Raw genomic sequence first — 20362 nt, forward strand, 5'->3', positions numbered from 1 at the left:
GCCGATTCCGCGCGAGCACAGCACCCCGGCCAGATGACGGCTGCGATCGCGCAGCTCCGCGAACGTCATCGTCTTGCCGTGCGCGACGAGAGCTCCCTTCCAGCAGCTCCACCGAACCTCAAGGGCATCATCTCGCCGACCACCGTCGGTGTCGCGGCGGCCGCGCGCTACCTCAGCTCGTCCGAGTACAAGGGCAAGGTCCAGCTGACCGGTCTCGGCACGCCCAACCAGATGCGCAAGTTCGTGCAGGACGGCACGGTGAAGTCGTTCGCGCTGTGGGACCCGAGCAAGCTCGGCTACCTCGCCACCTACGCCGCGGCCGCGTTGGCTTCTGGGCAGATCACCGGTGCGGAGGGCGAGAAGTTCAAGGCGGGCGACCTCGGCGACTACACGATCGGCGCCAAGGGTGAGGTCGTGCTCGGCCCGCCGACCGTGTTCACCAAGGACAACATCGACAAGTTCGACTTCTGACATGCGCGTCTGCTTCACCTTGCGGGTCCGCCCGGACCGTCTCGACGACTACCGGGCGCGACACCGCGAGGTGTGGCCGGAGATGCGGGCTGCCCTCAGCGAGGCGGGCTGGCACAACTACTCGCTCTTCCTCGCCGAGGACGGCCTGCTGATCGGCTATCTCGAATGCGACGACTTCAACGCGGCACTCGCGGAGATGGCGCGCACCGAGGTGAACGCGCGCTGGCAGACCGAGATGGCGGAGTTCTTCGTCGGCGACGGCCGCGCCGACGAACGGATGCGGCCCCTCGACGAGGTCTTCCACCTTGCCTGATTTTGGGACTGAGCTCATGGAGAAACAGATGAGCGTGAAAGACGCGTTGCGCGAGCAGCGGATCGAGACGCCGTCGTGGGCGTACGCGAACTCGGGCACCCGGTTCAAGGTGTTCGCGCAGCAGGGAGTTCCGCGCACGGCGTACGAGAAGATCGACGACGCGGCGGTCGTGCACCGGCTCACCGGCGTCGCGCCGACGGTCGCGCTGCACATCCCGTGGGACAGGGTCGACGACTACAGCAAGCTCGCCTCCTATGCCCGCGATCGCGGCGTCGCGCTGGGAGCCATCAACTCCAACGTCTTCCAGGACGACGACTACAAGCTCGGCAGCGTGTGCCACCCGGACGCTGCGGTGCGGCGCAAGGCGATCGGCCATCTGCTCGAGTGCGTCGGCATCATGGACGCCACCGGGTCGCGTGATCTCAAGCTGTGGTTCGCGGACGGCCTGAACTACCCCGGCCAGGACAACATCCGGGCCCGCCAGGACCGGCTTGCCGAGGCGCTGGGCGAGGTCTACGCCCGGCTGGGCCCTGATCAACGAATGTTGTTGGAGTACAAGCTCTTCGAGCCGGCGTTCTACACGACCGACGTGCCGGACTGGGGCACGGCGTACGCGCATTGCCTGCAGCTCGGCGAGAAGGCCCAGGTCGTGATCGACACCGGGCACCACGCGCCGGGCACGAACATCGAGTTCATCGTGTCGTTCCTGTTGCGGGTGAACAAGCTCGGGGCGTTCGACTTCAACTCGCGCTTCTACGCCGACGACGACCTGATGGTGGGCGCGGCGGACCCGTTCCAGCTGTTCCGGATCATGCACGAGATCGTGCTGGCCGACGCGCTCAAGCCGGCCGCGGGGATCGCGTTCATGCTCGACCAGTGCCACAACCTGGAACCGAAGATCCCGGCGATCATCCGGTCGGTGCTCAACGTCCAGGAGGCCACCGCGAAGGCGTTGCTGGTCGATCACGAGGCACTCGCCGCTGCCCAGCAGGCCGGTGACGTGCTCGGCGCGAACGCCGTGTTGATGGACGCCTACAACACCGATGTACGGCCGCTTCTGCGAGAACTGCGCTCGGACATGGGGCTGGATCCCGACCCGATGGCCGCCTATGCGCGGTCCGGGTACGCCGAGCAGATCGTCCGTGAACGAGTCGGTGGCGAGGCCGCCGGGTGGGGTGCTTGATGAACGACGTCGAAGCGCTGCTGGGCCGTTCCAACCGGCTGGGAGCGAACCCGCGCAACACCAACTACGCGGGCGGCAACACCTCGGCCAAGAGCGAGCAGCTCGACCCGGTCACCGGGCAGCCCGTGGAACTGATGTGGGTCAAGGGATCCGGCGGTGACCTGGGCACGCTCACCGAGTCCGGGCTCGCGGTGCTGCGGCTGGATCGGTTGCGCGCGCTCACGTCCGTCTATCCCGGTGTCGAGCGCGAGGACGAGATGGTCGCCGCGTTCGACTTCTGCCTGCACGGCAAGGGCGGCGCGGCACCGTCGATCGACACGGCCATGCACGGGCTGGTCGACGCGGCACACGTCGACCACCTGCATCCGGACGCGGGCATCGCGTTCGCGACTGCGGCGGACGGCGAGGCACTGGTCAAGGCGTGCTTCGGCGAACGGGTCGCGTGGGTGCCGTGGCGGCGGCCGGGTTTCCAGCTGGGGCTGGACATCGCGGCAGTCAGGCGGGACAACCCGCAGGCCATCGGGGTGATCCTCGGCGGGCACGGCATCACCGCGTGGGGCGCGACGAGCGAGGAGTGCGAGGCCAACTCGCTCGACATCATCACCACCGCCCAGCGCTACCTCGACGAACACGGCCGCCCCGACCCGTTCGGCGCCGTGACCCACGAACCGCTCCCCCACGAAGAACGCCGCGTGAGGGCCGCTGAGCTGGCGCCGGTGATCCGCGGTCTGGCCTCCACGGACTCACCGCAGGTCGGCCACTTCACCGACAGCGACGTGGTGCTGGACTTCCTGGCCCGCGAACGGCATCCCGAACTGGCCGCGCTCGGCACCTCGTGCCCGGACCACTTCCTGCGCACCAAGGTCCGGCCGTTGGTGGTCGACCTGCCCCCGGCCGCACCACTGGAAGACGTGATCGAGCGACTGGAACACCTGCACGACGCCTACCGCGAGGACTACAAGTCCTACTACGAGCGGCATGCCGAGCCGGACAGCCCGCCGATGCGCGGTGCCGACCCGGCCATCGTGCTCGTGCCGGGCGTCGGCATGTTCAGCTTCGGCCGCAACAAGCAGACAGCACGGGTCGCGGGCGAGTTCTACGTGAACGCCATCAACGTGATGCGCGGCGCCGAGTCGGTCTCCCGGTACGCGCCGATCGAGGAACGCGAGAAGTTCCGCATCGAGTACTGGTCGCTCGAAGAGGCAAAGCTGCAACGGATGCCGAAGCCCAAGCCGCTCGCCACCCGAGTCGCTCTTGTCACCGGCGGCGGTTCGGGCATCGGCCGGGCCATCGCGCAGCGACTCGCCGCTGAAGGCGCTTGCGTCGTGGTCGCCGACCGCGACGGCGACGCCGCACGTGAGGTCGCGGAGGGAATCGGTTCGACAGATGTGGCGGTACCGGTGACGGTCGACGTCACCGACCCGTCGGGCATCGTCGAAGCGTTTCGAGTGGCGTCCCGCGCGTTCGGCGGCGTCGACCTCGTGGTCAACAACGCGGGTCTGTCGATCTCCAAGCCACTCGCCGACACCACCGAGGCCGACTGGGACCTCCAGCACGACGTGATGGCCAAGGGTTCGTTCCTCGTCTCCCAGCAGGCCGCGAAGGTCATGCGCGCGCAGGCGATGGGCGGCGACATCGTCTACATCTCCAGCAAGAACGCGGTCTTCGCCGGACCGAACAACGTCGCTTACGGCGCCGCCAAGGCGAACCAGGCGCACCAGGTCCGGTTGCTCGCGGCGGAACTGGGCGAGGACGGCATCCGCGTCAACGGCATCAACCCGGACGGCGTGGTCCGCGGCTCCGGCATCTTCGCGGGCGGCTGGGGTGCCCAGCGCGCGGCGGTCTACGGCGTGCCCGAGGAGAAGCTCGGCGAGTTCTACGCCCAGCGCACCCTGCTCAAGCGCGAGGTGCTGCCCGAGCACGTGGCCGCGGCGGTGTTCGCGCTGACAGCAGGCGATCTCTCGCTCACGACAGGCCTGCACGTGCCGGTCGACGCGGGTGTCGCCGCGGCGTTCCTGCGATGAGAGCGGTCGCCGCGATCGATCTGGGGGCGTCCAGCGGCCGCGTGGTCCGCGGCCTGGCCGGTGACGGCGTGCGGATCGAGGAGGTGCACCGGTTCCCCAACGGGCCGGTGCACCACGGCGACAGGCTGCGCTGGGACGTGCCCGGCCTGTACCGCGAGGTCCTCACCGGCTTGAAACTCGCGGGCGAGATCGAGAGCATCGGCATCGACAGCTGGGCCGTCGACTACGGTCTGCTCGACGCGCGCGGCCGGTTGCTCGACAACCCGGTGCACTACCGCGACTCCCGCACCGACGGCATCACCCCACCGGACGGGCTGTACGAGGTCAACGGGCTGCAGTTCCAGCCGTTCAACACGATGTTCCAGCTGATGGCGGAACCGCTGCTGCCCCAGGCCTCCCAGCTCCTGCTGATCCCGGACCTGCTCTCCTACTGGCTGACCGGCGAACGCGGCGCCGAGTACACCAACGCCACCACGACCGGCCTGATCGACGTCCGAACAGGCCGGTGGTCGCCGGAGCTGACCCGCGACCTGCCCACGAACCTGCTGCCGGACCTGCGACACCCGGGCGATCCGGCGGGCACCTACAACGGCGTCCCGGTCATCGCGGTCGGCTCACACGACACCGCGTCCGCCGTGGTCGCCGTCCCCGCCGAGAACGACCGGTTCGCCTACATCTCGTGCGGCACCTGGTCGTTGGTGGGCGTCGAGCTCGAGACCCCGGTGCTCACGCCCGAAAGCCAGGCCGCGAACTTCACCAACGAAGGCGGGGTGGACGGCACGATCCGCTACCTCCGCAACGTGATGGGTCTGTGGCTGTTGCAGGAATGCCTGCGCTGCTGGGACACCGGCCTGGGACCGTTGCTGAACGAAGCCGGGCACGCGACCGGTTCGGTGTTCGACCCCAACGACCCGGTCTTCCTCCCGCCCGGTGACATGCCGGCACGGATCCAGCAGCAATGCGGGAAGGGCCTGACACCGCCCGAGATCGTGCGGTCCATTCTGGACAGTCTGGCGGTGGCTCACCGCGACGCCGTCGCGGACGCTCAGCGGCTGTCCGGCAAGGAGGTCGAGGTCGTGCACATCGTCGGCGGCGGCTCGCACAACGAGCTGTTGTGCCAGCTCACCGCCGACGCGTGCGGTCTCCCGGTGGTCGCGGGGCCGGCCGAGGCGACCGCACTGGGCAACGTCCTCGTGCAGGCGCGTGCCGTCGGCGCGGTGCACGGCACGCTCGCCGATCTCAGGGCGTTGGTGCGGAAGTCCCAGCCGCTGCGGCGTTATCTCCCCCGCTGAGCAGCAGGTAGGCGCTGGCCGTCCACGTGTAGGCGCGGTCCCGCAGGCCCTGCCCGGTGAGCGCGTCGAAGTTCTCGGCGAACCCGGACTTCTCGCAGGTCGCCCGGAACCGCGCGCTCACCAGATCGGCCAGCTCGACCGCGCCACCCCGGCGCAGCCCGTCCTCGATCAGCACGGTGGCCGGGGCCCACACCGGGCCCCGCCAGTAACCGTCGGCCTCGTAGTGCTGGGAGCTGGGCAGCTCGGTGGCCGGTCCGACCGACGTCAGATGTTCGGCGATACCGGCGCACAACTGGTCGAACACCTCGCGCGGCAGGTGCTCCCCGAGCACGACGGGCATGAGGTCGAGCAGACTCGCGGTGGCCCTGAGCTCCCCCGACACCACACCGCGGCTGACGAACCTGCTGCCGTCCCACAGTTCGTCCAGCATCGCGGCGAGCATCGCGTCAGCCCGTTCGCCCCACGGAGCCGCGTCCCCCACCTCAGCCGCGAGCACGGCCAGTTCCTTCATCTGCAGCACGAGGAACGCGGCGAGGTCGGCCGACTCGACGAGGCGTTGCTCCAGGAACACCGTGGAGTTGTCCCAGCCGCTGTCGTTGCCGTGCTCGTAGTAGGGCAACGAGCGGCCCGGTGCCCGCCGGTGGTCGAGCCAGAACGAAGTCCACGCCGACAGCTGCCGATAGGCCAGTTCCGGATCGGGCACGCCGCCCAGGAGCAACCGCAGGCGACTGAGGGTCCAGCCGTGGATCGGCGGCTTCACGAAGTTGCGCAACACCTCGGAGTGCGTGATCGAGTCCGGTAGCGCACCCTGCGCGTCCTGGTGGTCGAACACGACCTGGAACTGGTCCCACGCCAGCTCCGGCGCACCGGACGCGAGCGCCAGCGCGTTGAAGCAGTGGTCCCAGCTCCACACCTTGTCCATCCAGTGCTTGGACATCAGCACCGCCGGACGCGTCACGAACCCCGCCGGGGCGACGGTCGCCGACCAGATCACGTAACAGGCCAGTTCGGCGGCAGGTGCGGACGGCGAGACAGCGTCCACGAACCGGCCGAACTCGTCACGTGCGGCATCAACAGCTCCGTCGAACCCGATGTCGCTGCTGAAGGGTGCTCGCGCGGTGGTGAGCTCCTCGATCACCACCTCCCACGGTTCCTCACCCAGCACGACCGCACGATCGGCGGTCGCGAGAGCCTCCGCGCCGACGTGCTCCGACTGTCCGGAAAGGACTGTCACCCGGAACCGGTGCCCGGTCTCGTACGACGTGAAGACCGCGTCACCCGAGGGTTCGGTGAAGAAGTACGTGCCGGTGAACGGCGTCAGCGTCCGTTCGGCGGCCGCGATCCGCATCCCCAGGCCGTTTCCGGAGATCCGGAGCGTGTCGGCAGACGAGAACACGGCACGGATCCGCGACTCGCCGCTGCGCCACGTGAGCGCCGCCGGGTCGGCGACGACCTCGGTGGGCCGCGACGGCACCAGGGACAACACGGCGTGCATGCCGTTGCGGTGCGACACCACGTGCACGTCCTGCGCGTACCTGGCCAGTCCCACCACCGGCGAGAGACCGAACCACGCGCCGGCACGGCTGAACGGGATCTCCCGCACGGAGAACTCGGTGGCCACAGGTATCCCCTTCAGTCCTTGACGGCACCCGAGGTGACTCCGGCGGCGACGAACCGCTGGGCCACCACGATGAGCACCGTCGCGGGCACGGACGCGACCACGGCGGTGGCCATGATCGAGTTCCACTCCTGGTTGTTGTTGCCGATGTAGCGGTAGATGCCGAGGGTGAGCGGCTGCAGCGCGCCGCCGGAGTCGAGCGTGGCGGCGAACAGGAAGTCCGACCACGCCCACAGGAACGCGAACAGCGCGGCGGTCACCAGGCCGTTGCGGCTCGCGGGCAGCACGATGGAGACGAACGACCGCCACGGGCCCGCCCCGTCGATTTTGGCTGCCTGCAACATCTCGTCGGGCACGGACGCCATGAACGAGGTGAGGATGAGCACGGCGAACGGCACCGCGATGGTCGAGTCCGCGAGAACCAGGCCCCACACGGTGTTCGTGATGCCGAGCTTGACGTAGATGCCGTAGAAGCCCAGCGCCATGATGATCCCCGGGATCATCTGCGCGACCAGCAGCAGGAAGCTCAGCGACCGCCGGCCGGCTGGACGGAGTTTGGCCAGCGAGTACGCCGCCGGAGCCGCCAGAACCAGTGTCAGCACCACGGTCCCGACGGCGACGAGCAGGCTCGTGCCCAGGTAAGGCACCTGCTCGCGCAGGACCCGCTGGTAGCCCTCGGTGGTGGGGTTGGCCGGGAACAGGCTGGGCGACTTGCGCATGTCGCTCATCGGCGTGAGCGACACGGTGATCATCCAGTAGACCGGGAACAGCATCAGCGCGGTGAGCAGCACGCCGACCGGAGTGCGCCAGGACCTCACGCGAGCTCCTGCCTGCGTTGCGCGCGGATGTGGAGCAGTCCCGCGACCACGGCGATCAGGATCAGCACGTTGCCGACGGCGGCGCTGGGCCCGAAGCGCGGCAGCATGTTGCCGAACCCCAGCTCGTACGCCCAGGTCGCGAGCGTCGTGGACGACCCGCTCGGCCCGCCCTTCGTCATGATCCAGATGATGTCGAAGACCTTCAGCGTGTAAACCAGCCCGAGCAGCAGTGTGATCGCGGAAACCGGGCGCAGCAACGGGAAAGTGACGTGCCAGAACGTCTGCCAGCCGCTCGCACCGTCCAAAGCGGACGCTTCGTGGACCTCGCGCGGGATGTTCTGCAACCCGCTGTAGAGCACGACGAGGTTGAACGGGATGCCGATCCAGATGTTCGCGATCGTCACCGCCACCAGCGACCAGTCAGGCGAGGTCAGCCAGTTGACCGGGTCCAGGCCCACGCCCTTCAGCACCGCGTTGACCAGCCCGGACTCGCTGTTGAGCAGCCACGCCCAGGTGGACGCCGAGACGATCAGCGGCAGCAGCCACGGCACGAGGAACAACGCGCGCAACGTCGCCGACAACCGGAAGCCGCGCGCGAAGAACAACGCCGCCGCGAGTCCGACGGTGTACTGGAAGAACAGCGAGACCAGCGTGAACAGGACCGTGTTCAGCAACGCCGTGCGGAAGGTCGGGTCACCGAGGACGGTGGCGTAGTTGGCGAACCCGACCAGCGGCGCACCTCCGTGGACGAACGAACGCACGGTGTACCCGCGGATGCTCAGGTCGACGTTGGTGAACAACGGATACGCGTAGCACACCGCCAGGTACGCCACGAGCGGAAGCAGGAAGGCCCAGCCGGCCAGCCTCGAACGCACCCGGCGCCTACTTCGCCGAGGCCTGCGCGTCCCGCAACGCCGCTTCCGGCGTCTTGGCACCGGTGAGCGCGGCCTGCACGGCACCCCACAGCGGCTGCGAGATCTTCGGGTACTTGGTGCCGAGGTTGTCCCCGGTGCGTCCCTTGGCGTTCTGCACGGCCTGGACCCACACTGCCAGCTCGGGCTGAGCCGAAACCTGTTGCTGCTGAACGGAAGGCACGGCCGAGATGTAGGTCAGCGCGGTGTCCGAGGCCAGCACCTTGTCCGGCGCGGTGAGACAGGTGGCGATGCGCCCCGCCTTCGTCTCGGCGTCCTTGTCGCCCTGCGCGGGAACGGTGACGAACTCGCCACCCGTCGGCGCGGGTGCGGCGCCTCCGGTGCGGCCGGGAATCGGGATCACGCCGTACTCGAACCCGGCCTTCTTCGCGTTGCCCAGCTGCCAGGTGCCGTTCTCGGTGAACGCGTACTCACCGGTCGCGAACTCCTGCCAGCTGGTCGTCTGGGTGTTGCCGACGACCGAGTTCGGCGCGTACCCGTTGTCCAGCCACGACTTCCACAGTTCGAGCGCCGCTTTCCCGGACGGCAGGTCGGTGAGCGCCCCGCCCGCGCCCCAGAACCACGGCAGGAACTGGAAGGTGCCTTCCTCGGTGCCGATCGCGGAGAACGTGATGCCCTTCTTGCCCGAAGCCTTCACCTTGGCCAGCGCCGCGTTCAGCGAGTCCCAGTCCTTGATGGACGCCGGGTCGACGCCCGCCCCCGTCAGCACGGCCTTGTTGTAGTAGAGCGCCAGGGTGTTCGCCCCGATCGGCGTTCCGTACGTCTGGCCGTTCACGACTCCAGCGGCGGCGAGGTTCGGGGAGACCTGCGACGCGTCGAGCCCCACGTCCTGGTTCGCCTTGAGCACGCCCGCCTCGGCGAGCGTCGACACCACCGGGTTGTCGAGCACCAGCACGTGTGGCGCGGTGCCCTGCTGCGCCGCGAGCAGGACCTTGCTGGTCAGGTCCGTGGTGTCGTAGGCCTGGCGCTGGATCCGCACGCCCGCCTCGGTCCCGCACTTGTCGATCGTCTTCGCCCACTCGGACTCTGCGGTGAACTGCGGGTACGGGTCCCAGACGGAGAACGCGTCCGAAGTGGTGGCGGGCGTCGACGAGCACGCCGTCACGGACACGACCAGGCCTAACGCGGCCACGAGTCTCGCGGGAACGGAGGCGGGGAACATGGGGGTCCTTCCTTGCGGCTGCGCTGACGGCAAGAGGTCGAACCGGTTCGACAAATGGAAGTGGGCGCCAACGTAATCGGGCGCGATGGTGTCTCGCAAGAGGGAAAGTTCTACGATGACGCCTAGTCGAACCGGTTCACCGGGAGGGTCATGAACATCGGAGAGATCGCCAAGCGGGCCGGGGTGTCCCGGAGCACCGTGTCGTACGCGCTGAGCGGGAAACGGCCCGTTTCGACCGCGACCGCCCAGCGGATCAACGACGTCATCGACGAGCTCGGCTACCGGCCCAACGCCAGTGCCCGCGCGCTGGCCGAGGGACGCACCCGCACGTTCGGCCTGGTGATACCGCCGGCGAGCACCCGGCTGACCGACGTGCAGCTGGCGTTCGTCGCCAGCGTTGTCGAGGCGGCCGCGGTGCACGACCACGACGTGCTGCTGTCCCCCAGCGGCGGCGACCACGACAGGTCGTTCGAGCGGATCGTGACCGGCCGGCGCGTCGACGGCGTGATCCTGATGGAGATCCTCCTGCAGGACCCCAGGGTCGACCGGCTGACCAGCGCCGATCTGCCGTTCGTGACGATCGGCCACGTCGAGGACCCGGCCGCGTCGTGGTGGGTCGACGTCGACTACGCCGGGCTGATCAGCCGCTGCGTGCGCCACCTCGCCGATCTGGGCCACCAGGACGTCGTGCTGATCAACCGCTCCGACGAGCTGGTCGCGGCGGGGTACGGCCCGGCTCTGCGCGCGACGACGGCGTTCACGACGACCGCCGAGGAGTGCGGCATCAACGCGCACACGGTGTGCTGCGCGGACGAACCCGCGGCAGGCCAGGCGTGTTTCGAGGAGATCGGGACGCGCTGGCCGGAGGTCACGGCCGCGGTGACGATCAACGAGGCCGCGCTGCCCGGAGTGCAACGCGCGCTGCACCGCGCCGGGCTGGACGTGCCGCGCGACTTCTCGCTGACCGGCGTGATCGCGGACCGGCTCGCGGAGGACTTCCACCCACCGTTGACGGCCGCCGACGTGCCCGCGGTGGACATGGCGCGCATGGCCGTCGACCTGCTGCTGGAGCAGATCGGCGACGAGTCGGCGACGCCGCGGCACCGCATGCTCGCGCCGCCGATCACGTTGCGTTCGAGCACCGGAGCGCGCCGCAGGGCCTGAGCGGTGTCGAATCGGTTCGACACCGTGCCTCCTTGCCACGGAGAGACGTCGAAACGTTTCGAAAATGAATTCGAAACCCTTACCGATTGACCCTCGTTCAGTGCCACTCCTACGTTGATCTTTCAGCCCCTTTCCGGAAGGGCGTGGAAGATGCGCAGGCGCTCGTTCCTCGGTCTGACCGCAACCGGGGTGCTCACCCCGGCCGTCGCGCGGGCTCAAGCTCCGGCGCGCACCAGGTGGGTGCACACCTGGACGTCCATGCCGCAACTCTGCGAACCGGGCAACATGCCGCCTCCGCCGTTCACCCAGGACGGCGTGGTGCTGGCCGATGCCACGCTGCGCCAGACCATCCGGGTCACGGCGGGCGGGCGGAGGATGCGGTTGTGGTTCTCGAACGCGTTCGGCGGCGCGGTGCTGCCGATCACCGCGGTCACCGTCGCACTTCCGGCGGACGGCCGTGCGGGAGTCAGCGCGATTCAACCGGCGACGCGGCGACGGGTCACGTTCAACGGACGATCCTCAGCGGACATTCCGAAGGGCGCGCTGATCGTGTCCGATCCGCTGGACTTCGCGCTGAAGCCAGGATCGAACCTCACCGTCACCGCCTATCTGGCGCGTGGGCAGGCGTCCAACGACATCACCTCGCACCCCGGCTCGCGCACCACGTCCCATCTGTTGGCGGGCAACCACACCGAAGCGGTTGACCTGCCCGGCGCGACCCGCGCCGACCACTGGTACTTCCTCAGCGGCATCGAGGTCCTCTCGGCCGTACCAGCAGTGGTGGTGATCGGTGACTCGCTGACCGACGGCCGCGGTTCCACCACCAACGGCAACGACCGCTGGCCCGACCAGCTCTTCGACCGGGTGCGAGGCGAGGTCGCCGTGCTGAACCAGGCCGCCGGCGGCAACCGGGTGCTCAACGACGGCCTCGGGCCGAACGTGCTGGCCCGGCTGGACCGCGATCTCCTGGCGCAGAGCGGGGTCCGATGGCTGATCCTGTTCGAGGGCGTCAACGACATCGGCACCGCGGCGACGACCGAAGCCGCCCAGAAGCAGGTCGCCGACGACCTGATCCGCGCCTACCAGCAGATCGTCGAACGGGCCCACGCGCACGACATCGAGGTGTTCGGGGCGACGCTGACGCCGTTCGGAACCAGCTTCTACGACGAGGGATTCCGCGAGGAAGCCCGGCAGACCGTGAACCGCTGGATCCGCACCTCGAAACGCTTCGACGCCGTCCTCGACTTCGACGCCGCTGTCCGTGACCCGGCAAGTCCGCGACGGCTGCTCCCCGCCGCGGACGTCGGCGATCACCTGCACCTCACCCCGGCCGGGTACCGTCTGCTGGCGCAGGCGGTCCCGCTCCGGCTGTTCCGCTGACCTACGCGTACGGGTTGCGCCCGGAGAGCCCGCCCACCTTGCACGGGCCGTTGAAGGCGTCGCGGCAGACCACCACGGCGAAGTAGGTGATCGAGTCGCCGCTGATCGACCACGACAGGTTGTCGTACTTCGTGTAGTCCTCCTTGTCGCAGCCGGAGTAGTCGTACCGGTGCGTCGGCGTCGAGTCCGGGTGCAGCGACCCGTTGTAGAAGAGGAAGTACGCGTAGACCGGCTTGGCGTCACAACCCCAGTCGGACACGATCAGGTCGATGTTGCCGATCGAGCTGCGGCCGGTCCAGTCGAACGACGCCCCGGCGTACCCGTAGTCCTGTCCCGAGTAGATGAAGTCGCTCACCGCGGCACCCGCCGGCGGGGTGCTCACGGCGACGACCGACAGCGCCACCGCGGCGGCGGCCGCGAACTGGCTGACCAACTTGCTGAAGCTTCTCGAACCCATGGACGGCAGTTAACAGGGCCGGGGTTCGCGCGAAGAAGCCTTTGCGCCACAGTGCAAAACCTGCCGCTACCGGGAAGCCGGGATTGCCTCAGCGGCCGCAGCGGCACTGCCACCTCCGGTGAACCTCCACCTCCCGTGCGGCACGCGCACAACAGCGACACCGCGCTCGTGCGGCACGTGCACCTCAGCGGTGGAGCCCACGGGTACTTCGACGGTCAGCCTCAGCACACCGTCGACCTTCGCCCACGACACGCCGATCCGCCCGCGCACGCTCTCGAACTCCAGCCGGGCCCACGACACCCCGGTCGTCGCGTTCGGCCTGACCGTGAACGTCCGGTAGCCCGCGTCACCCGGCACCAGGCCGGCGACGTGCTCGTACAACCATTGCACGACAGTGCCTTTGAAGTAGTGGTTGCGGGAACGAGTACCGGTGTCCCACATCTCCCACATGGTGTCGGCGCCGTTCGCGAACCAGTGGCCCCAGCTCGGGTACGACCGTTCGGTGGCCATGGCGGTGGCGACGTCCGCGTGTCCGTTGTCGCTCAACGCTTTCAGCAGCACGCTCGCACCAAGACAGCCGACGTTCACGTGGTTGCCGTTCGCTCGAACCTCGGCTGCGAGCCGGTCCGCGACGGCCTGGACCGACCCGGCGGGCACCATGCCGAACGCCAGCGGGATCGCGTTGGACGTCTGCCGGTAGTCAGGATCCCTGGCCGTGCGGTAGTGACCCGCGCCGAGGAACGCGCTGTTGAAGGCGGACAACAACCCTGCGGCGACCTCGCGGTAACGCGGAACGGGTTTGCCGATCACGTCACCGAGTTCCGCGGTGTGCAGCAGCGAGCGGTAGAGGTAGGCCGTGGCGGTGAGCCGGGTGTCCTCCGGCGGGATGCCACCGGAGCCGGGCGGCAGGTAGTCGCCGAGCGCGGTGACGGCCAGGCCGTCGCGCAGCCGGGCGATCTCCCAGTCCAGGTAGCGCGTGAGCACCGGCCAGTGCCGCGCGGGCAGCCGGTCGTCGCCGTAGATCCGGTACATCTCACGCAGCACGAACGGGTACACCGTCGTCCACTCCGGCGCGGGCGCGAGCTCGCGGTAGCCCCAGCCGCCGCTCGGCACGATCACCGGCAGCTGCCCGGCCGCGTCCTGGCTGTCCGCGAGGTCGCCCAGCCACTTGGTGAAGAACTTCGCCATGCCGAACTCGGCGAGCATCGACGGCGCGCCGACCTGTGCGTCGCCCGTCCAGCCGTTCTTCTCGTAGGTCGGCGTGTCGGTGGGGATGCCGTGCAGGTTGTTCGCGACGGTCCGGCGCATCGCGGCGTCGTACTGCTCGAACAACGGCTCGGAGCACCGGAACGTGCTCACCGTCGGCACGTCCGAGTGCACGACCCGGCCGACCAGCTTCGGGGCCTTGCTCAACCCGGTCACCTCGACGTACCGGAAGCCCTTGTAGGAGAACTTCGGTTCCCACGTCTCCTGGTGCCCGCCGCAGATGTACTCGTCGAGCTGGATGCGGTTGCCGGTGACGAGACCGTTCTCCATGTGCACCGTGCCGTCGGAGTTCAGCGTCTCGCCGTGTTTGAGCCGCACCACCGTGCCGGCCACAGCTTGGACGGTGAGCTGCGTCCAGCCGGACATCGTGCGACCCATGTCCGCCACGAACACGCCGGGCTTCGGTGAGCTGACCACGGGCGTGACCGACTCGACCACGCGGATCGGTTCGTGCTCCTGGGCTTTCAGCGTTCCCTTCGGCGCGGGCCGGATCGGCGACGACTGCCACTTCGAGTCGTCGAAACCGGGCTTGGTCCAGTCCTTCGGCGCCAGCCGGGCGTCGTAGGTCTCGCCGGTGTAGAGCGAGTTCGACAGCGTCGGACCGTCGGTGAGGCGCCAGGACTCGTCCGAGGAGATCGTCGTGCGCGTGCCGTCCGGATGGTCGATCTCCAGCTGCGCCAGCAGTTTCGGCTCGTCGTGCCACGGCGGCCGCTCCCAGCGCCACACGTTCGGCGACCTCATGCCGAAGAACCCGCGGCCCAGCGTCACGCCGATCGCGTTGCGGCCGGTGCGAACCAGCCCGGTGACGTCGTGCGTCGCGTACAGCACGGTGTTGTCGTAGTCGGTGAAGCCCGGATCGAGCACCCGGTCACCGACGCGGCGGCCGTTGATCTCGGTCTCGTGGTACGCGAGCCCGCTCACGTACAACCGCGCCCGCGTGACCGGCTTGCCGAGCGCGAACTCCTTGCGCAGCAACGGTGCGGGCTGCTCGACGACCGACACGTCCGAACCCCACGGCCCCTGCCCGTACGGGTCGAGCACGGTCGCGGGAGTCCACCCGGAGTCGTCGAAGTCCGGTGTCTGCCAGCCGGTCTGCTCGGTGTCAGCCACCTTCCACCCCGGCCCGGTGACGAGTTCACGCTGACCGTCGGGCAGGTCGGCGACCAGTCGCACCAGCAGTCCCGCCGGTCCGGGAGAGCGGTTCGTGGCCCGGACCGCGAGCACGATCCGCCTTCCGCTCACCAGACGCGTGACGTCCGCCCGTTGGCCCACCTTCCACACGTCCGTCTGCTCTGGCACGTGCAACGCCTCGGAACCGTTGACGTACAACGTGAAGTCGTCGTCCGCAGTGGCGACAAGGCGAACGCGGGTCGCGTCAGCAGGCAACTCCAGCCGGGCCCGGAACCAGCGGCTCTCCACCGGGGTGGTCGCCGACCAGATCCACGAGACACCGGTGAAACCGAGCGTCGTGTCCGGTGCCCCGATCCACCGCGCCTGCCACGGCGTGCCGAGCAACGCCGTCTCCCACCAGCCGTTCGCGCTCCACTCCGACACGCGGTTCGAGCCGTCCCAGACCCGCACCCGCCAGTGGTACCGGGTGCGTGGCCGCAACTCCTGGCCCTGGTAGGGGATTCCCGTGGTGCGATCCGACTTCACCCGGCCCGACTGCCACACGTCCGAACGTCCCGGTGCCGTGCCGACCTCGACCTGGTAGGCAGTCTGCCGCGCGCCGGTGCCGTCGGCCGTGAGCACCCAGCCCAGCCGTGGCACCGGGACGTCGGTGCCCAGCAACGTCTCCGCGTACTCGACCGTGGTGCGCAGGACCCGCACCTCGCTCCCCCGTTCCTCGGACGCCTCCGCCACCCCGATCGGCAGCGTAGTCGCGGACAGTCCGATCGCCGATGTCTTCAGGAACACCCGTCGCCGCACGTCGTCTCCACCTTCGTCGCTGGATGAAACGTTTCAATTCCGGAGGCGACAGCCAGCGTGTTGGGCACAGCAGGGCGCGTCAAGACGTTCGAAACAAGCCTGTCCACAACCGGACAACGAGTTGAAACGCTTCAACCCGCTGTCCGGTTGTCCCGGGTCAGGAGGTCGTGCAGGTGGTGCCGTTGAGAGTGAACGAGGCCGGCGCCGGGTTGGAGCCGTCGTAGGTGCCGTTGAACCCGATGCTCGCCGACCCGTTCGGTGCCAGCGTGCGGTTCCAGGTCAGGTTGGTGGCCGTGACACCGGAACCGGACTGGGCGAACGTGGCACCCCAGCCGGGCAGGGTGACCCGCTGACCGTTGGCGTAGCTGAAGGCCAGCGTCCAGCCGTCGACCGCGCTCGTGCCGGTGTTCGTGATGGTCATGCTCGCGGTGAACCCGTCGCCACCGCCCCAGTTCTGGGCGGAGTAACCGACCTTGCACGTGCTGGAGCCGCCGCCACTCGTCGTGGCCGTCGCGATGCCGGAGAACGCGGACACGTTGCCCGCGGCGTCCTTCGCCCGCACCTGGTAGCGATAGGCCGTCGACGGACTCAGACCGCTGTCCGTGAAGGCCGTCGACGCCGACGAACCCACCACCACGAACGAGCCAGAACCCAGCGCACGGAACACGTCATAGCCCGCGACGCCAACGTCGTCCGTCGACGCCGTCCAGTTCAACGTCAGGCCCGTCGACGTCACACCCGAGGCGACAGGGGTGCCCGGGGTGGACGGGGGCTGGGTGTCACCGCCACCGCCGCCGAAGATCGTGGCTTCCTTCGACGTCTGCCGGACTCCGTTGGCGCCGTTGAGGAACCGCTCGCCCCACGGCGTGAGGCTCGCCGGGTTGAACGAGTTGGTCATGTCGAGGTAGCCGACGTCGCTGCTGTTGCCGCTCCACGACCAGCCGAGGTACCCCAGGCCGCGCGCCTGGGCCTGCGCCATGATCGTGTCCTCGTCCGGGTCGCCGTCGGAGTGGTTGTTCCCGAACTCCCCCACCACCAGCGGCAGGCCGGCGGTCCGGAAGGCGTCGAAGTACGCGTTCACCTTGGCCGCGGTGTTGTAGACGCCGTACATGTGGATGGAGAACACCGTGTTGTGCTGCGGATCGGCGTTGAGCACCGCGGCCGCGTTGTCGCGCATGATGTTGCCCCAGTCCTGGCCCCACATCGGCGCGTCGGCCATGATCAGGTGCTGCAGGCCGGCCCCGCGCAACCGGCTGATCGCGCTGCTCGTCGCACTCGCCCAGGTGGCGCTGACCGAGGCGTTGTTGCCGAACGGCTCGTTGCCCAGGTTGACGACGACGTAGTTCTCCTGGCCCTTCAGCACGTTCGCCACGCCGACCCAGTACGTCGCGGCCTGGTCCAGCGTCGCGGCGCCGCTCTGCTCGCCGTAACCCGTCGTGTCGTGGACCTCCAGCACGCAGATCATCTTGTTCGTCCTGCACAACGAGATCACGTTCGTCACCTCGGCGGCCGGCGTCGGCCCCCAGCGCTGACCGCTGCCGAGCACGACGCGAACCGTGTTGGTGCCGAAGGACTTCATGTCCGCGAAGGCCCGGTTCTGGCTCGGGTACCAGACGTAGGCGTGGTTCACGCCGCGCATCACGAACGGGCTGCCGTTGCCCTCGACCACCCGCGTGCCCTCGACGTGCAGGCCCACCGCGGACGAACCGCCCAGCGCCGCGACCACAGCCGGGAACCAGCGCGCTTCGATCTTCTGGATTCCGGTGGTGCTGGTGGGATGCACGCCGTCGCTGGTGTCGGCGGAGGTGCTGAACCCGGTCCACTGGTCCACGACGGTGATCGGTGAGGCCGCCGTGCTGTTCGCCTGCGCCCAGCCGGGAATCGCGGCGTTCAGGTCGACCACCCGCTGCCCGCAGGCCGGGCAGCCGGACGGGTTCATCGGGATGATCTGGGCGACGATCAGCTTGATGGCCGGGTTGCTCGCCCGCATCTGGCCGAGCATCGTGGTGTAGGCGTTGAGGATCGTCGCGGCCGGGATGTTGTTCCACACGTCGTTGGTGCCGAGATGCATCAGCACGACGTCCGGGCGTGCCGACGAGAGCCAGCCGGGGAGCTGGCCGTCCCGCACGATGTTCGTCGCGAGAATGCCGCCGTGGCCCTCGTTCTCGCCGTCGTAGGTGAACCCGCAGCCCGGCGCCGGGAGTGAGCCGACGAAGTCGACGCCGGTGTGGCCGGTGTCCTGCAGGTGTTTCCAGAGCAACGCCCGCCAGCAGCCGGGCGAGCCCGTGATGGAGTCGCCGAGGGCCATGATGCGCGTGGGCGCCGCGGCACTCGCGGCGGGAGTGAGGACGACGGTGGCGGCCAGCAGCAGGCCGGCCACCACCGCTCGAAGAGTTCGCCAGGTCATGCCCCGATTTTGGGAGCGCTCCCAGAATGGGAGACACCGCCGACTGGCCCAGTGGCTGAACCTGTCCGTTGCGGACAAGCCCGCGACATCGGCTTGTCCTGCCGGACAAAGCACCGTTCAGCGTTGCAGCGCGGCGATCTCCGGCTCGGCCAGCACCCGGTTCCACACCGTCAACCTGCGCATCTTGCCCTGGAAACGCGGGCCGGAGTCCGGCGTTGTGATGAGGCCGCCGAGTTCATCCGGTTTCACCACCACACCGTCCAGACGCGCGAATTCGACATTGTTGTCGAATAGGCGCGCAGTGCCATTCGACAATGTGCACGTGATGGTGTGCCAGTTTCCCTCGACCTCCACTTGTGCGGACACGGTGAGCTGATCGAGCCCGGACGTCAGGTCGTCGGGCAGGTCCAGATAGCCGCGCTTGCCACCGAAGATCAGACCGGCGGACGACCGGGTGACGTCACCGCGGATCGTCGCGGCACGGCGGTTTCCGGACAGATCGGCGACGACCGGGCCGGAGCCGCTCGCCAGGTCGTAGTCGACGAGCACGCCCTTCTCGTTGGCGCGCACCGGTTGCGGGCCCTGCTTCAGCCGTTCCAGCTCGGTTTTCGACACCGGCAGCGCGGTGCCGAAGCGCGGTGTCCCGGCCGACACCGGGACGTGCCGCTGCCCCGACCACGTGACCAGGTCGGTCGACTCCCAGATCTCGACGTGGCTGCCGTCCTGGCGCATCGCGAGCAGGGAGAAGCTGTCGCCGTCCTCGCTGCGGATGATGAACGGGTCACGCACGCCGTACTCCGACGTCAGCACCGGACGGCCGCGGTTGAGCTCGGTCTTCCGCGCCGGATCGCCGCCGCTGACCGCGAAGTGCACGTCCTGGCCGGCGTCACCGGTGACGTAGGTGAACAGCGTGCCCTCCATCGCCGCCTTCTCGGGCAGCGGCAGGACGGTGAGCGCGAAGTAGCGGGTGTTGTACGTGTACCCCTTGGCGGCCCTGACCGAGATGCGGGCGACGCGCGGGCGCGCACCGTGAGGTGGCCGGGTCACCTCGCCAGTGGTCGAAACGACGCGGGGATCACTGCTCTGCCAGCTGAACGTGACGTCACGGGAACCCTTGGCGGGCAACGTGAGGTCGCCGCGGATCTCGTCGGGGATCACGACGTCCCGCAGCGCGTCGTCGACCTTCTGCCGGTCGGTGATGTCCTCCAGCACGGTCACCGTGAAGTCGCGCGTGGCGGTGTATCCGGCGTAGGAGGCGGTCGCGGTGAGTGTCACCGTGGAACTGCCGGCTCGTGGTGCGGGACGGGTGACCACACCGGTCGCCGACAGCACCGAAGGCCGGTTCGACTCCCAGGAGATCACCGAGCCGCCGGGAGCTCGCGTGCTCAAGGTGAGATCTTCGGTCACGGCGGAGGCGTCGCCCAGGTCGAGCGACGCGAGGTCGGCGCCGGGCCGGGCCGACGCCGTCTCCTTCCCGAGCTCACGCACCTCGCCGGGGGCCAGCACCCGGCGGTAGAGCCGGAAGTCGCGGACCTCGCTCTGGAGAGATCCGTCGGCCGCGCGACCGGCACAGGTGGCGATGGTGTCGTCGATCGCGTCCGGAGTCGTTGCCGCGCTGGTCTTCCTGCCCGTCTCGACGCCGTCCTCGTAGTGGATCGCGGTGCCGCCACCGAGCGTGCAGGTGATCGTCCGCCGACCGCCGGGAAGGTGGCCGACCTGGGCGGTGACGGTGAGGTCGGTGAGCCCGTGGAGCACGTCGTCGGGCAACCGGACGGGGCCGCCCGTGCGGTCGAAGTGCAGGACGAGGCCGTCGTCGAGCGTGGCGGCGGAGCTGGTCGTCACGGAGGTCGCGAAGCCCGCGTACGGGTTGCCCCTGGTGTCGGTGTTGATGTGGCCGTTCCACACCCGGCGCTCCGGGTGCTCGGCCAGCTGCTCGCGCAGGAAGA

General features: G+C 69.0%; 15 protein-coding genes. 7 read left to right on the forward strand and 8 right to left on the reverse strand.

Annotated features, from left to right (window positions below; all coding sequences use genetic code 11):
- From ABZX92_RS38205 to ABZX92_RS38225, 5 genes are all read left to right on the forward strand, one after another.
- Positions 1–471, forward strand: a 471-nt coding sequence (locus ABZX92_RS38205) for a substrate-binding domain-containing protein (protein ID WP_355570348.1), incomplete at its 5' end; no start/stop codon positions are given.
- Position 472: 1 nt separating this feature from the next.
- Positions 473–784, forward strand: a complete 312-nt coding sequence (locus ABZX92_RS38210; protein ID WP_355570349.1) for an L-rhamnose mutarotase — start codon at positions 473–475, stop codon at positions 782–784.
- Between the two features lie 28 nt (positions 785–812).
- The gene (gene rhaI / locus ABZX92_RS38215; RefSeq protein WP_355570350.1) at positions 813–1967 is read left to right on the forward strand and encodes an L-rhamnose isomerase; all 1155 of its coding nucleotides are present in this window, start codon (positions 813–815) and stop codon (positions 1965–1967) included.
- Positions 1967–3991, forward strand: a complete 2025-nt coding sequence (locus ABZX92_RS38220; protein WP_355570351.1) for a bifunctional aldolase/short-chain dehydrogenase — start codon at positions 1967–1969, stop codon at positions 3989–3991. Before rhaI ends, ABZX92_RS38220 begins: the two co-directional genes overlap by 1 nt.
- Entirely contained in the window at positions 3988–5283 is a 1296-nt protein-coding gene (locus ABZX92_RS38225) for a rhamnulokinase family protein (protein ID WP_355570352.1), read from the forward strand. Before ABZX92_RS38220 ends, ABZX92_RS38225 begins: the two co-directional genes overlap by 4 nt.
- On the opposite strand, the gene ABZX92_RS38230 is transcribed toward ABZX92_RS38225, so the two are convergent.
- Genes ABZX92_RS38230 through ABZX92_RS38245 form a run of 4 tightly spaced genes read right to left on the reverse strand, consistent with a single transcriptional unit; the run spans position 5231 to position 9813 of the window.
- Positions 5231–6904 (reverse strand): glycogen debranching protein, encoded by a 1674-nt coding sequence (locus tag ABZX92_RS38230; protein ID WP_355570353.1) that lies wholly within the window; start codon positions 6902–6904, stop codon positions 5231–5233. The two genes, ABZX92_RS38225 and ABZX92_RS38230, sit on opposite strands and share 53 nt — an antisense overlap.
- 11 nt (positions 6905–6915) lie before the next feature.
- A complete protein-coding gene (locus ABZX92_RS38235; RefSeq protein WP_355570361.1) occupies positions 6916–7674 on the reverse strand; it encodes a carbohydrate ABC transporter permease in 759 nt (252 codons plus the stop codon).
- Between the two features lie 41 nt (positions 7675–7715).
- Complete coding sequence (locus tag ABZX92_RS38240; protein WP_355570354.1) at positions 7716–8594, reverse strand: sugar ABC transporter permease; 879 nt, start codon at positions 8592–8594, stop codon at positions 7716–7718.
- 7 nt (positions 8595–8601) lie between these two features.
- Positions 8602–9813 carry an extracellular solute-binding protein gene (locus ABZX92_RS38245; protein WP_355570355.1) on the reverse strand — a complete coding sequence of 404 codons (1212 nt, stop codon included), beginning with the start codon at positions 9811–9813 and terminating at the stop codon, positions 8602–8604.
- 150 nt (positions 9814–9963) lie between these two features.
- Between ABZX92_RS38245 and ABZX92_RS38250 the strand changes: the two genes are divergently transcribed.
- Complete coding sequence (locus ABZX92_RS38250; RefSeq protein WP_355570356.1) at positions 9964–10977, forward strand: LacI family DNA-binding transcriptional regulator; 1014 nt, start codon at positions 9964–9966, stop codon at positions 10975–10977.
- Positions 10978–11127: 150 nt separating this feature from the next.
- Positions 11128–12357 (forward strand): SGNH/GDSL hydrolase family protein, encoded by a 1230-nt coding sequence (locus tag ABZX92_RS38255; protein ID WP_355570357.1) that lies wholly within the window; start codon positions 11128–11130, stop codon positions 12355–12357.
- A gap of 1 nt (position 12358) precedes the next feature.
- Here ABZX92_RS38255 and ABZX92_RS38260 read toward each other — a convergent pair whose 3' ends face one another.
- The 4 genes from ABZX92_RS38260 to ABZX92_RS38275 all read right to left on the reverse strand — a co-directional run bounded on the left by ABZX92_RS38260 (position 12359) and on the right by ABZX92_RS38275 (position 20258).
- A complete protein-coding gene (locus ABZX92_RS38260) occupies positions 12359–12814 on the reverse strand; it encodes a hypothetical protein (RefSeq protein WP_355570358.1) in 456 nt (151 codons plus the stop codon).
- Between the two features lie 66 nt (positions 12815–12880).
- On the reverse strand, positions 12881–16009 hold the full coding sequence (locus tag ABZX92_RS38265) for a family 78 glycoside hydrolase catalytic domain (protein ID WP_355570359.1): 3129 nt from the start codon (positions 16007–16009) through the stop codon (positions 12881–12883).
- Between the two features lie 157 nt (positions 16010–16166).
- A complete protein-coding gene (locus ABZX92_RS38270; protein WP_355570360.1) occupies positions 16167–18416 on the reverse strand; it encodes a cellulase family glycosylhydrolase in 2250 nt (749 codons plus the stop codon).
- A gap of 117 nt (positions 18417–18533) precedes the next feature.
- Entirely contained in the window at positions 18534–20258 is a 1725-nt protein-coding gene (locus ABZX92_RS38275; protein ID WP_355570362.1) for an immunoglobulin-like domain-containing protein, read from the reverse strand.
- Positions 20259–20362 lie beyond the last annotated feature (104 nt).

The sequence above is a fragment of the Lentzea sp. NPDC006480 genome (genome assembly GCF_040611995.1).
In the GTDB taxonomy this organism is placed as follows: domain Bacteria; phylum Actinomycetota; class Actinomycetes; order Mycobacteriales; family Pseudonocardiaceae; genus Lentzea.

Bases quoted from the DNA above. Each gene is read 5' to 3' on its own strand.
- ABZX92_RS38210 (WP_355570349.1), top strand. From the start codon at position 473: ATGCGCGTCTGCTTCACCTTGCGGGTCCGCCCGGACCGTCTCGACGAC.
- rhaI (WP_355570350.1), top strand. From the start codon at position 813: ATGAGCGTGAAAGACGCGTTGCGCGAGCAGCGGATCGAGACGCCGTCG.
- ABZX92_RS38220 (WP_355570351.1), top strand. From the start codon at position 1,967: ATGAACGACGTCGAAGCGCTGCTGGGCCGTTCCAACCGGCTGGGAGCG.
- ABZX92_RS38225 (WP_355570352.1), top strand. From the start codon at position 3,988: ATGAGAGCGGTCGCCGCGATCGATCTGGGGGCGTCCAGCGGCCGCGTG.
- ABZX92_RS38235 (WP_355570361.1), bottom strand. From the start codon at position 7,674: ATGCTGTTCCCGGTCTACTGGATGATCACCGTGTCGCTCACGCCGATG.
- ABZX92_RS38245 (WP_355570355.1), bottom strand. From the start codon at position 9,813: ATGTTCCCCGCCTCCGTTCCCGCGAGACTCGTGGCCGCGTTAGGCCTG.
- ABZX92_RS38250 (WP_355570356.1), top strand. From the start codon at position 9,964: ATGAACATCGGAGAGATCGCCAAGCGGGCCGGGGTGTCCCGGAGCACC.
- ABZX92_RS38255 (WP_355570357.1), top strand. From the start codon at position 11,128: ATGCGCAGGCGCTCGTTCCTCGGTCTGACCGCAACCGGGGTGCTCACC.
- ABZX92_RS38260 (WP_355570358.1), bottom strand. From the start codon at position 12,814: ATGGGTTCGAGAAGCTTCAGCAAGTTGGTCAGCCAGTTCGCGGCCGCC.
- ABZX92_RS38270 (WP_355570360.1), bottom strand. From the start codon at position 18,416: ATGACCTGGCGAACTCTTCGAGCGGTGGTGGCCGGCCTGCTGCTGGCC.